8 protein-coding genes are annotated in these 13,217 nt (G+C 71.0%); 5 read left to right on the top strand and 3 right to left on the bottom strand.

Annotated features, from left to right (window positions below):
• Positions 1–2: 2 nt before the first annotated feature.
• Positions 3–2,060 carry a PhoX family protein gene (locus tag ABZ098_RS24755; RefSeq protein WP_356594567.1) on the bottom strand — a complete coding sequence of 686 codons (2,058 nt, stop codon included), beginning with the start codon at positions 2,058–2,060 and terminating at the stop codon, positions 3–5.
• Positions 2,061–2,332: 272 nt separating this feature from the next.
• Here ABZ098_RS24755 and ABZ098_RS24760 point away from each other — a divergent pair, with 272 nt between their 5' ends.
• The 3 genes from ABZ098_RS24760 (at position 2,333) to ABZ098_RS24770 (ending at position 6,625) form a co-directional block, all read left to right on the top strand.
• Complete coding sequence (locus ABZ098_RS24760; protein WP_356594569.1) at positions 2,333–4,225, top strand: VWA domain-containing protein; 1,893 nt, start codon at positions 2,333–2,335, stop codon at positions 4,223–4,225.
• Positions 4,226–4,368: 143 nt separating this feature from the next.
• Positions 4,369–6,078, top strand: a complete 1,710-nt coding sequence (metG, locus tag ABZ098_RS24765) for a methionine--tRNA ligase (protein WP_356594571.1) — start codon at positions 4,369–4,371, stop codon at positions 6,076–6,078.
• A 70-nt stretch (positions 6,079–6,148) separates the two neighbouring features.
• A complete protein-coding gene (locus ABZ098_RS24770) occupies positions 6,149–6,625 on the top strand; it encodes a hypothetical protein (protein ID WP_356594573.1) in 477 nt (158 codons plus the stop codon).
• A 60-nt stretch (positions 6,626–6,685) separates the two neighbouring features.
• Here ABZ098_RS24770 and ABZ098_RS24775 read toward each other — a convergent pair whose 3' ends face one another.
• Positions 6,686–8,038, bottom strand: coding sequence for a polysaccharide lyase family 1 protein (locus ABZ098_RS24775; protein ID WP_356594575.1), 1,353 nt, complete (start codon positions 8,036–8,038; stop codon positions 6,686–6,688).
• Positions 8,039–8,252: 214 nt separating this feature from the next.
• Here ABZ098_RS24775 and ABZ098_RS24780 point away from each other — a divergent pair, with 214 nt between their 5' ends.
• Both ABZ098_RS24780 and ABZ098_RS24785 read left to right on the top strand, forming a co-directional pair.
• The gene (locus tag ABZ098_RS24780) at positions 8,253–10,778 is read left to right on the top strand and encodes an FG-GAP-like repeat-containing protein (RefSeq protein WP_356594577.1); all 2,526 of its coding nucleotides are present in this window, start codon (positions 8,253–8,255) and stop codon (positions 10,776–10,778) included.
• Positions 10,779–10,789: 11 nt separating this feature from the next.
• Positions 10,790–12,196, top strand: coding sequence for a VCBS repeat-containing protein (locus ABZ098_RS24785; protein WP_356594579.1), 1,407 nt, complete (start codon positions 10,790–10,792; stop codon positions 12,194–12,196).
• A gap of 63 nt (positions 12,197–12,259) precedes the next feature.
• Here the strand turns inward: ABZ098_RS24785 and ABZ098_RS24790 are convergent, their stop codons facing one another.
• Positions 12,260–13,201 carry an intradiol ring-cleavage dioxygenase gene (locus ABZ098_RS24790; protein ID WP_356594581.1) on the bottom strand — a complete coding sequence of 314 codons (942 nt, stop codon included), beginning with the start codon at positions 13,199–13,201 and terminating at the stop codon, positions 12,260–12,262.
• Positions 13,202–13,217: the final 16 nt, after the last annotated feature.

Genomic DNA, 13,217 nt, shown 5'->3' on the forward strand with positions numbered 1-13,217 from the left:
CGCTACACGCCGATGTCGCACCCGTCCTCGCGCCAGACGGCCACCACGGCCGGCCGCACGATCCTGCCCGCCCCGTCGGGCCAGGTGCTCGCCGGCTTCTCCACGGTCGCCCCACTGATCTCACCGGGGTGCTGCACGGCCACCAGCACCCGCCGGTCCTGCACCAGCGGACCGCAGGTCTCCGCCCCCGTCGGCACCGTCAGGAACTGCTTGAGCTCACCGCGCCGCTCGCCCTGGGTGGCCACGCCGAACAGTCCGTCGTGCGATCCGAGCTGGTTGCCGTCCGTGGAGATCCACAGGTTCCCGTGCGGGTCGAAGGCCACGTTGTCCGGGCAGGAGATGGGACTGACGTCGTCCTTGGGGAAGCCCGCGAAGTAGGTCGCGGGGTCCTCCGGGTCACCGGCGACGAGGAACAGCGTCCAGGCGAACCTCGTGCTGTCGGCACGGTTCCACCGCTCGGTGAGCTCCAGGATGTGCCCGTGCTTGTTGGCGTTGCGCGGGTTGGCCTCGTCGGCCGGGGCATTGGCGCCGACCCCGCGGTTGGTGTTGTTCGTCAGGGCCACGTACACCTTGCCGGTGCGTGGGTTGGACTCGATGTCCTCGGGCCGGTCCATCTTGGTCGCCCCGACCTTGTCGCCCGCGAGCCGGGTGAAGACGCACACCTCGTCGGCGGTCATGCCCTCGACGTGCGACACGGCCCCCTTCGCCGTGGCGGTGACCAGCGGGATCCATTCCCCGCCGCCGTCGAACTCCCCGTCGGTGGGCAGCTTCCCGGTCCCGTCGATCTCGAGGGCGGGGGAGTCACCGGTGAGCCGGGCGACGTACAGGGTCCCCTCGTCGAGCAGGGAGAGATTGTGCTCCCGTACGGCCCGCGAGCTGCCGTGCTTCATCCGCTTGCTGCCGACGAACTTGTAGAAGTAGTCGAACCGCTCGTCGTCCCCGGAGTACACGACAGGACGGCCGTCGTGCGTGAGCCGCACGGTCGCGCCCTCGTGCTTGAACCGGCCGAGCGCGGTGTGTTTGCGGGGCGTGGAGGTGGGGTCGTACGGATCGAGCTCGACGACGTATCCGAAGCGGTGCACCTCGTTGGGCTCCTGGGCGACATCGAACCGCTTGTCGAACCGCTCCCACTTGCGCTCACTGGCGCCGGTCCCGATCCCGTACCGCTTGTCCGTCGCGCGGCTCGCGTTGGCGAAGTACTGGTTGAAGTTCTCCTCGCCGTGGAGGGTGGTGCCCCAGGGGGTGGTGCCGCCGGAGCAGTTGTTGAGCGTGCCGAGGACCTTCCGGCCGGTCGGGTCGGCGGAGGTCCTGAGCAGCTCGGACCCGGCGGCGGGCCCGGTCAGCCGGAACGCGGTGGTGGCGGTGACGCGCCGGTTGAGGTGGTGCCGGGGTACGACGGTGAGCGCGCCGTTCCTCTTGTTCTCCTCCACGACGACGGCGGACAGCCCGTGCGCGGCCCAGGCGACCTCGACCTGCTCGCGGGTGGGGTTCGCGGCGTCGTAGCCGCGGAACATCAGGACCTCGTCGGTGTACTCGTGGTTGGCGACGAGCACCTGCCGGCCGCGCTCGCCCGGGAGGGGCAGCAGCGCGAGGAAGTCGTTGTTGTAGCCGAACTGGCCGGCCTGGGCGGCGGCGGTCTGGTGCTCCGGGTCGAAGGCGGGGGCGCCGCGCAGGATGGGCTCGCCCCAGCGGACGACGACGTTCTGGGAGTAGCCGTCCGGGATGGTCACGGTGTCGTCGGTGTTGGGCGCGACGGGGGTGAACCGCAGCCCGCGGGCGGCTTTGCCCTTGGGCTCGGGCTTGCCGGTGACCTGCTGGGCGGCTTCGGCCGACGGGGCCGTGACGACGGTGCCCGCGGTGCCGGCCGCGGCGGCGACGGTCACGACGGCGGCGGCGCGCATCATCGAGCGGCGGCTGAGCGCGGTGGCGATGACGTCACCGACGTACGGGTTGGCGGAGGTGTTGGGCGCCGGGTGGAAACAGGCGTCACCACACCGGAAACGGCAGGTCAGGGCGGACCGCCCATGGACGGTGTTGATCAACGGCAGCTGTGCGCGCACTTTTGCTCTCCCCTTGCTTCCCCTTGAAGCTCGCTTGACGGACGGTAGGCGCGGGTCCGTGCGAGAGCGGGGCGGGGCGGTGAACGGTGGATGAACCCGGGGTGGACGTAGCGGAGTTGACGTCACGCGCGGGTGAAGTCCGGAAGTAGGTCTTGACGCCCGGGCCCCTGGCCACCTGCCCCTGCCCAAGATCGCCCCCAGGGGCCGCTAACCTTACGTGTCCGTCCTGGCCAGGGATTGACGGGCTACAACTCATGCGAAGGGTTGCGCACATGGGCATTCTCACTCTCCTGCGGAACGCGTTCGGCGGCCGATCACGCAAGGGCGCTGCCACCGAGGCAGAGGGTGCGGTTCCTTCGCAGGAGGCGACGGAAGCGAAGCTCCCGTCCCCCGCGACCGAGCCGACCCCGTCTCCGGCGGCCTCCGAGCCGACGCCTGCGGCGGCCGCGGTCCCCGAACCGCGCACCGCCACGCTCTCCACCGAGTCCGAGCACGAGCTGGTCGCGGCCGCCTTCGACAAGGTGACGGTCCCGAAGCAGGTGCCTCCGGCGGCGGGACAGGTGGACGAGACGCCGGTGACGGAAACGCCGGTGGAGCCGGAGCCGGTCACGGAGACGCCGGTAGAGAAGGAGCCGGTCACGGAGACGCCGGTGGAGCCGGAGCCGGTCACGGAGACGCCGGTGAAAGAGGCGTCGGCGCCTGCCGTGGGCGAGGAGGCGGGCGTGGAGGCCGTGGCGTCCGAGGCGCCGGCGGTCGAGACGGCGGACGTCGGGACGGCGGAGGCCGAGGCGCCGGCGGTCGAGGCGCCGGCGGTCGAGGCGCCGGCGGTCGAGACGGCGGAGGCCGGAACGGCGGAGGCCGAGGCGCCGGCGGCCGAGACGGCGGAGGCCGAAGGGCCGGCGGTCGAGACGGCGGAGGCCGGGACGGCTGAAACCGAGACGGCGGAGGCTGAGGAGCCGGCGGCTCAGACGGGGCGGGTTCCGGACGAGTCCGCGGCTGCGAACGGGCGGCCCAGCGAGGAGACGACGGCCGAGCCCGAGGCGCCCGCCGAGGAGACGACGGCCGAGAACGCGGCTACCGCCGAGGAGACGCCCGCCGAGAGCGCGGCGTCTGAGGTACCCGCCGCTGACGAAGCGGTGGCTCAGGACGCGGCCGTAGAGGAGCCGACGGCTTTGCCGGACGCGTCCGCTGAGGAACCGGTCGCCGAGGATGCCACGTCCGAGGAGCCGGCGACGGAGCCCGGGGCAGCCGTGGAGGAGAAGGCCGCTGAGGGAACCACCTCCGAGGAGCCCCCCGCCGACGAGCCCGTCGCCGAGGAAGCGGCCTCCGAGACCCCGGCCGACGAAGAGCCCACCTCCGACGCGCCCTCTTCCAGCGAGCCCGTCGCCGAGGAGCCGGTCGCGCAGGAGACGGTCGTAGAGGAGCCGACCCCCGGCACACCGGAGGCCGAAGCCTCGCAGGTCACGGAGCCGGTCGCCGAAACCGTCGAGGAACCGCAGGTGGAGCCGGACTCCGAGCCGGCCCCCGGCCCCGCCGTGCCGGCCACCCTCCGCACCGCCTACGACGCGGCCGCCGCCACCCTCGCCGCCCACGACCTCACCGGCACCACCGCGAGGACGTACCTCGTCCTGGACCGTTCCGCGAGCATGCGCCCGTACTACAAGGACGGCTCCGCGCAGGCGCTCGGGGAGCAGACGCTCGCCCTCGCCGCTCACCTGGACCCCGAGTCCAAGATCCACGTCGTCTTCTTCTCCACCGAACTCGACGGCACCGGCGAGCTCACCCTCGCCGAGTACGAGAACAAGATCGACGACCTGCACGCCGGGCTGGGCCGCATGGGCCGTACCAGCTACCACGCGGCCGTCGAGGAAGTCCTCGCGCACCACACCAAGGAGTCCCCGGACACCCCCGCCCTGGTCGTCTTCCAGACCGACGGCGCCCCGGACGCGAAGACCCCCGCCACCCAGGCGCTCACGGAGGCGGCGAAGAGCCACCCCGCCGTGTTCTTCTCGTTCGTCGCCTTCGGTGACCCGGAGAACAAGGCGTTCGACTACCTCCGCAAGCTCAAGCTCGCGAACACGTCCCACTTCCTCGCGGGCGAGACCCCGAAGGAGCTCACGGACGCGGAGGTCTACGAGGGCATCCTGGCGAACTGGCGCCCGTAACCCCCGGAGATCACCACAGCGCACCACCGGGCCGCCCGCTTCCCACCCCGTAAAAGGGGAAGCGGGCGGCCCACCCATGTCGGATACGATTTCAAGACTCGCGACGCGACTCACCCGCACGACCAACCTGGGAGCAGCCCCCGATGGCTCGACACCTCATCACCAGCGCCCTTCCGTACATCAACGGGATCAAGCACCTGGGCAACATGGTGGGGTCCATGCTCCCGGCGGACGTCTACTCCCGCTACCTGCGCCAGCGCGGCCACGAGGTCCTCTACATCTGCGCGACGGACGAGCACGGCACCCCGGCGGAGCTGGCCGCGAAGGAGCAGGGCCTGCCGGTCGACGAGTTCTGCGCGCAGGCGCACGACGCGCAGAAGGCGGTCTACGACGGCTTCGCGCTCGCCTTCGACTACTTCGGCCGCAGCTCCAGCGCGCAGAACGTCGAGATCACCCAGCACTTCGCCCGCCGCCTGAACGAGAACGGGTTCATCGAGGAGCGGGCGATCCGCCAGGTCTACTCCCCGACCGACGGCCGCTTCCTCCCGGACCGCTATGTCGAGGGCACCTGCCCGCACTGCGGCTACGACAAGGCCCGCGGCGACCAGTGCGAGAACTGCACGCGGGTCCTGGACCCCACCGACCTGATCGACCCGCGCTCGGCGATCTCCGGCTCCACCGACCTGGAGGTCCGCGAGACCAAGCACCTCTTCCTCCTCCAGTCCAAGCTCCAGCACGAGGTCGAGGAGTGGGTCGCCCGGCACGAGGACGACTGGCCGCAGCTGGCCTCCTCCATCGCCCGCAAGTGGCTGACCGAGGGCCTGCACGACCGCGCGATCACCCGTGACCTGGACTGGGGCGTGCCCGTCCCGGCCGACACCTGGCCGGAGCTGGCGGCGGAGGGCAAGGTCTTCTACGTCTGGTTCGACGCCCCGATCGAGTACATCGGCGCGACGAAGGAGTGGGCGGACCTCGACCCGGAGAATAGGGACTGGAAGTCGTGGTGGTACGACGTCGACACCGATGTCCGCTACACCGAGTTCATGGCGAAGGACAACGTCCCCTTCCACACGGTGATGTTCCCGGCCACCGAGCTCGGGGTGCGCGAGCCGTGGAAGAAGGTCGACTACGTCAAGGCGTTCAACTGGCTGACGTACTACGGCGGGAAGTTCTCCACGTCCCAGAAGCGGGGCGTCTTCACCGACCAGGCCCTGGACATCCTCCCGGCCGACTACTGGCGTTACTTCCTGATCGCCAACGCCCCCGAGTCGGACGACTCGTCCTTCACCTGGGAGCACTTCACGGCGACGGTGAACAAGGACCTCGCCGACACCCTCGGCAACTTCGTCAACCGCGTCCTGTCCTTCTCGAAGAAGCGCTTCGGCGAGGAGGTCCCGGCGGGCGGTGCGCCGGGGGAGGCGGAGGCGAGGCTGGGCGAGGAGATCGCACGCCTGCTCGCCGAGTACGAGGCCCAGATGGAGGCGCTCCAGTTCCGCAAGGCGGCGGCCGCGCTGCGCGCCCTGTGGTCGGCGGGCAACTCCTACCTGGAGGAGAAGGCCCCCTGGCTGGAGATCAAGACCGACAAGGACGCCGCGGCGCTGACCCTGCGCACCGCGATGAACCTGATCCACCTGTACGCGGTGGTCTCGGAGCCGTTCATCCCGGCCACCTCGGCCGCCATGCGCCAGGCCTTCGCCCTGCCCTCCGACACCGCCACCTGGGTCACCGCCGACGAGGCCCGCGCCCTCACCGCCCTCACCCCGGGCATCGCGTTCACCGTTCCCCCGGTCCTCTTCGCCAAGCTGACGGACGAGGACCTGGAGACGTACAAGGAGCGCTTCGGCGGCGAGTAGACCGCTCGGGGACACCGATCGGAAGGACCCCGCTACTGCCGTGTCCGCGCCAAGCCGTATGGTTTGCGCCATGGCAGTGCCCGGGGTCATTCCTGTCGCGTACGAGCCGAAGCACCGCACCGAGACGATCGGGCGGTATGCGGAGGGTCAGTTCCTGGCGTCGATCACATATGCCTTCCCTGAGGGATTCCGCCTCGAGGAGGGCTGGGAAGATCAGAAACGCCTGTACGCGGTCCTGCACACCTTCGACGCCGAGGGCAATTACCGCGACTCGGACATCTGGTGCGCCGGTACCTGGGCGGATCAGCAGCGTGACCCGGGCGGCGACGCCTCGCCCCTCACCCGCGCCCAGGTCCACCGCGCGACCCTGCTCCGCAGCCTCCCGCGCCGCTCGTACACGGACATCGCGATCCGCCCCTTCAGCGTCACCCACGAGGGCGTCCGCTTCGGCCTGGTGATCCGCGAGGACGAGGGCGAGCAGTGGGCGGAGCTCTACCCGGACCGCCTCGCCTTCGCGGAACCGTGGGACGGGACCTACGACACCTGAGTGCGTCGGTACGCGAGGGCCGGGGGCTCGTGGTCACCCGGCCCTCGCGTGTCTCTTGTGCTACTGGAGCACGCCCGCCCCGGTCGTCGTGGCCAGTGACGTAGGCAGGTTCTTCACCGACGAGGCGGAGGTCTCCAGGCCCGCCGTCAGGGTCGGGGTCCAGTTCACCGTCGTCTTCAGGTCCTTCGAGGACGCGGCGTTGTAGGCGGCCACCAGGTCGGTCGCCGTGCCGTTGACCAGGTTGCCGGAGCCCGCGATCGCACCCGTGCCGTCGCCGGACAGCAGCTTGGAGACCTTCACGCTCGACGGGACCGTCCAGTAGTTGTTCGCGGCGACGACCTGGGCCTTGGCGCGGGAGTTGATGCTGTACTGCAGCGCGTAGCCGTTCAGGGTCGTCACGTCGTAGTGGTTGTTGTAGATGTGGATCTGCCCGACGCGGGCCAGCGGCGCCCGCTGGACGATGCCCTTCCACACGTTGTGGTGGATCGAGACCCGCAGCTTGCCGCTCGGCTCGCTGTCGCTGCTGCCGATCAGCATCGTCTTGTCGTGGTTGGTGAACTGGTTGCGGGAGACGGTCACCAGGTCCGAGCTCTTGGTGATGTCCAGCGCCCCGTCGTGGATCTGGTACTCGCGGCCGAAGTACTTCGGGTTCGCGGAGTCCAGGTGCGGCGCGTCCGTGAACGTGTTGTGGTCCGCCCAGACATGGGTCGCGCCGCGCAGCGTCACCGAGTCGTAGTTGGAGTTCCAGTTGCCGTCGTCGCCGTCCGTCGGGTCCCACTGCGGGAAGCAGTCCTCGGTGGCGGCGAAGGTCAGGTTGCGGAAGATGACGTTGTCCACGTTCTGGATCTGGAGCATGCCGCCGGAGATCCCGGCCTTGGTGCCCGGCTCGCCCACGATCGTCGTGTTCGCGGGCACCTTGAAGACGATGTTCGCGGCCTGCTTCTTCTGGGCGGCGGCCCGCGCGGTCTCCTGCGTGCCCGACGGCAGCTTCGAGCGGCCGTAGGTCGCGGGGTCGAACGCCTTCAGGTACGAGGCGAGCGAATAGCCCGTCCCGGACGCGTAGTTCGCGCAGGTCAGCTTCTTGCCGGCGTCGTCGGTGTTGGCGTCGATCGTGCCCTTGACCTTGATGATCCGCGGAGTGGTGTCGGACGCGGACCCGAGCGCCTTCACCAGCTGTGCCCGCGTGGAGACGGTGAAGGTGTGCGCGGAGTCGGCCTTGGTGCCCCCGGTCGTGCCCGTGCCGGAGGACGCCCAGCCGTCCTTCGCGGCGAGCGTCTGGTGGGACAGGTCCACGGCCTGGGCGTTCGCGTTCATCACGACGGCACCGGCGCCGACGCCCGCCGCCACCACGGCGGCGGAGACGACCAGGGTGCGGCGCTTGCGGAGGGACCGGCGGTGGGAGGCAGAGGCCACGGGGATTTCCTTACGAGCGGTGGTGGGACATGTGTGTTTCATGGAGCACCGGTGAAGGCGCTTCCGTCCTCAAGTGGCCGCCGGGATCAAGGGGGTTGCCGCCACCGGGAAGAAATTTCCGGGCTCCGGGCCCGCCCGCCGCGCCCGGTCCTGACGCTGATAGCGTCCGATCACTTGTGCGAGGGCATGGGCCCTCGCGGGGAGGGAAACCCACATGGGCAGATACGCCCTGCCGCGCCGCCGTCTGGCGGTCGCGGTCTCCTCGGTGGCGCTGGCCCTGGCGGGCGGCGCCGTGCTTCCGACGACGGCGGCCGTGGCGGCCCCGGCCGTCCCGTGGACCTCGGCCACCGCCGTCACCGGCGCCGACACCGACACCTACGTCAAGGACCTGGTGACCGCCGCCGACGGGTCCGCCGTCGCGGTGTGGAACCAGTTCGCGGACACGGACAGCACCGAGCGCAAGCTCTACGCCGCGGTCCGCCCCGCCGGCAGCGACACCTGGGGCACGCCGGCCCTGCTCACCACCACCCCGGACGAGGCGGGCGGCGTCACACTGCACGCCTCCGCCGACGGCACGGTCACCGCGCTGTGGACGGAGTACCCGGACGAGACCTCGCCCGGCGCCGGTCCCTTCGACAGCCGGGTCGTCACCTCCGTGCTCTCCGCCGACCACTCGGGCTGGTCCACGCCGGTCGAACTCGTCGGCACCGACACGGCCTGGGGCGACGGCGGCATCGACCTCGCCGAGGCACCCGACGGCACGCTCACCGCGGTCTGGAGCGTGCGCACCGACTCCGGCAGCTCCCCGTGGGAGGTGTACGCCCGCACCCGCGCCGCCGACGGCACCTGGTCGGCGGCCGCACAGCTCAGCGACACGGCCGCGGACGGCGCCGACAGCGCCCACGCGCCGAGCGTCGCCGTCACCTCCGACGGCACCGTCGTCGTGGTGTGGAAGCAGACCGACGGCCCATCCGCCTCGGTGCGCACGGTCTCGCGCGCGCCCGGCGCCACCACGTGGACCGCTCCCGCAGCCGCGACCCCGAGCTACCAGTCGATCAGCGACCCCGAGGTCAGCGCGGCCGACGACGGCACCGTGACCGTCGCGTACGAGGGCACCGACGCGTCCGAGGACCAGTCGATCCTCACCGCCGCCCGCTCCGCCGCCGGCGTCTGGGCCGCTCCCGAGACGGTCACCGCCACCGACAGCCTCGCCGGCACTCCCGAGCCGCTCATCGCGCCGGGCGGTGACGTCACCCTCGTCTGGGTCGACTGGACCACGACGTTCGGCACCCGCACCGCCACCCGCGACGCCGCCACCGGCGCCTGGTCGGCCGTACAGACGCTGTCCACGTCGTACGTCTCCGAGGCCTGGGACACCGCCGTCGCCGACGACGGCACCGTGCACGCCCTGTGGCCCCAGGCCGTCGGCGACAAGACGACTCTGATGGAGTCCGTGCGCAGCGACGGGCGGTGGAGCAGCCCGACCGCACTGCCGGGCTCGACGTTCGCCAACGTCCTCGGCCAGGTCAGCGTCGGTGAGGACGGCACTGCCAGCGCCGTCTGGTCCGGCGCCACGAGCGACTCCGCGAACTGGCACCTGTTCGGCAGCCGTACCGCCTGGCCCGCGCTCGCCGTCCGCGGTTCGAACGTCCCGGCCACCGCCCCGCTCAAGGGCACCACCACCGCGAGCAACGCCTGGGCGCCCGCCTGGACGCTGAGCAGGCCCACCTCGTCCTGGTCCGTGACGCTCACCGACACGGCCGGCCGGACCGTCCGCACGCTCACCGGTTCCACGGCCGGCCTGAGCGTCACCGCGAGCTGGAACGGCCGTACGGCAGTGGGGACCTACGCCGCCAACGGCCCGCTGACCTGGACCCTCAGGGCCACCCAGGAGGGCGCGGCCTCGGCCGTGAAGCTCGCCTCCGGCACGGTCGCCGTCACCGGCGGCGCGGCCGTCGCCCGTGACTTCGGCGGCGCCTCGGCCACCCCCGACGGCACCGGCGACCTCCTCACCCTCGACTCCTCGGGCGCGCTCACCTTCCAGATGGGCAAGGCGTCCACGGGAGCCTTCTCGGCCAAGGTCAGCGGCAGCGGCTGGCCCACCACCGTCAAGGCGGTCCCCTTCGGTGACCTGAGCGGCGACCGCTGCAACGACGTCCTGGTCCGGCTGAGCAGCGGCGCCCTGCGCCTGTACAAGCCCGGCTGCGGGTCGGCGGTCAAGCCGTCGACGTCGTACACCTCGCTCGGCACCAGCGGCTGGAACCAGTACGACGTGCTGACCTCGCCCGGGGACGTCAGCGGCGACGGCCGCCCGGACCTCGTCGCCCGCAACGCCTCCACCGGCACCGTCTACCTCTACAAGGGCACCAGCACCGGCACGCTCTCCGCGCGCGTGAAGCTCTACGACAACTGGAAGGGCTACAAGAAGATCGTCGGCGCCGGCGACCTCAACGGCGACGGCGTCGGCGACCTGCTCGCCCAGGACGCGTCCAACACCCTCTACCGCTACGACGGCACCGGCAGCGGCACCTTCAGGGCCCGAGTGAAGCTCTTCACCAACTGGGGCGGCTCCTACAACGCCGTCGTCGGCGTAGGGGACCTCACCGGCGACGGCAAGACGGACCTCGTCTCCCGCGACACCGGCGGTGTGCTGTGGCGCAACAACGGTGACGGCAAGGGGTCGTTCGGGGCGAGGGTGAAGGTCGCCACCGGCTACGGCGGCTACAAGTTCCTTTCCTAGGGGGAGTGCACATGCGCAGATGGAGTGCGGCCGCGCTGGTGGCCGCGAGCGTGACGCTGGGCGCGCTGCTGCCGGTCACCCCGGCGGCCGCGGTGCACGGAGGCGTGCCGGGCGACTTCAACGGCGACGGCTACAAGGACGCCGTGCTGCCCGCGCCGGGGGCGGACGTGTCCGGCAAGGAGGGGGCGGGCGCGGTGGTCGTGCTGTACGGCTCGTCGTCCGGGCTCGCGGCGAGCCGACGCAAGACGATCACGCAGAACACGTCCGGGGTGCCGGGCACGGCCGAGAGGGGCGACGGCTTCGGTACGGCCACGGCGACCGCCGACCTGAACAGGGACGGATATGCCGACCTGGTCGTGGGATCGCCGCTCGAGGACTCCTCGAAGGGTACGGACGCCGGTGCGGTGACGGTCCTGTGGGGCAGCAGGAGCGGGCTGGCGGGAGGGACGGATCTGCCTTCGCCGTCGGGCGAAACGACTCGGTACGGCCAGGACATCGCCGCGCTCAGCACCGGGTCCGGCGCGAAAACCCGGGTCGCGGTCTCAGGCTGGGACGGGTCGGTGTACTTCAGCGGACCGTTCAGCCGCAACGGCACCTACGGTTCGGTCACGTACAACGAGCAGACTCCCTCCACCGAGTCCGTCACGCTCGGCGACTTCGACGGGAACGCCGTCCCCGACCCGGCCCTCGCCACCTCCCGCTTGAGCGAGCTGAGCGGCGGCGCCATCTACGCGAATCCCGCTTTCGGCAACCAGCTTCAGGGCAACGGCCTCATCGTGTCCGCCGGTGACCTCAACGGCGACGGCTGTGCCGACCTCGTGGCTGGCGACCCCGACGAGCCCGAGAAGGCCGGTGTGGACGGCGAGCCGGGCGGCCGGGTCCTCATCTGGTACGGCTCGCCGACCGGCATCGCCACCGACACCAAGCCGGTGGAGATCACGCAGGACACCGCTGGTGTCCCCGGCGCTAGCGAGAAGGGCGACGCCTTCGGCGGGGCGCTGACCGTCGCCGACCTGAACCGGGACGGGCTGGCCGACATCGTGGTCGGCTCACCGTACGAAAAACTCGCCACCATTCATGCCGGCCAGGTCACCGTGATCCCCGGCCGTGCCTCCGGCGCCCTCGGTGCCGGCGCGTACTCCTTCTCCCAGGACACCGCGGGCGTCCCGGGCGCCTCCGAGATCGACGACTTCTTCGGTACAACGGTCGCCGTGGGGGACATCGACAAGAACGGCAGGCCGGAGCTGTTCGTCAGCGCGACCGGTGAGAACAACTACACCGGCGCGGTCTGGGTCTTCCCGGGCGGCTCCACCCGACCGACCGCTACTGGCAGCAAGCTGTTCACGGCCGCGTCCGTAGGCCTCTCCCAGGTCAACGGCACACTGCTGGGCGGCTACGGACTGTTCTCGGTGATCTGAGCTGCCGTGAGGCACGGAAGGAGCCCGGGACTTCGCCGTCCCGGGCGCCTGTTCATGCGTGGATCAGATCGATGTGCCGTCGTTCGTCGTGTCCGGGTCGACGCCCATCGTGAGGGAGCCGACGACGCCCTTCGCGATGTTCTTCTTGTTGTACTTCAGCTTGAGCAGGCCGCCCGTGGTGCCGCTCTGGTCGTAGATCGTGTCCTCGGTGAGCGTGGTGCGCTCGGTGGTGCTGGTGGAGTACGGCGCGACCTCGGCGGAGGCGAGCACGGCCTCCTCGGAGAAGAAGAACTGGCCGGTGTGGCAGGTGTTGCCGCCCTCGTAACCGGCGTCCGTCCACGCGCCGTTGACGTGCACCTTGGTGTGGATGTGCACACAGCGGCCCTGGTACCAGCCCGGGAAGATCGTCCTGAAGGTGACCTGGCCATGCTTGTCGGTCCTCCAGGTGCCGCGCAGGTAGCGCTCGTCGTCGGTGGGCTCCTGGTGGACGCCGCCTCCGGTGCCCCCGGTCGGCGCGCCCGACGGCGGCTCGCCCGTGGGGGTGCCGCTCGGTGCGCCGGTCGGGGCGGTGCCGCCACCGCCGGTCGACGCGGCCTCGTAGCCCGAGTAGATGCCGAGCGCGTCGCAGTGCCAGATGTCCACGGCCGCGTCGGCGACGGGCTTGCAGGTCTCGGAGTCGATCACCTTGAGCCTGAGGGTGAGGGGGATGCCCTCCTTGTCCTCGGTGATGTCCTGGCGGATCTTGTCCGCGTCGATGTAGTAGGGGCCCTCGGTGGTCTCCGAGGTGAGCTTGTAGCAGGCCTCCGCGGCGGTGGAGGTACCGCTCGCGGAGGCGGCGGCCGCGCTCTTCTCGCCCGCGAAGGCACCCGACGCGGCAAGGGTGCCCGCCGCACCCACCGCCACGGCCGCGCCCGCTCCGGCCACGACGACCTTGCGCCGCGTGAGGTCCTTCTTGTGTTTCGGCCCGGGGGCCGACTGCTGGTGTTCCGGCTGGATTCCCGTCATGCACAGCGAAGGTAGG

This window comes from Streptomyces sp. NPDC006335 (genome assembly GCF_040612795.1).
Lineage (GTDB): Bacteria > Actinomycetota > Actinomycetes > Streptomycetales > Streptomycetaceae > Streptomyces.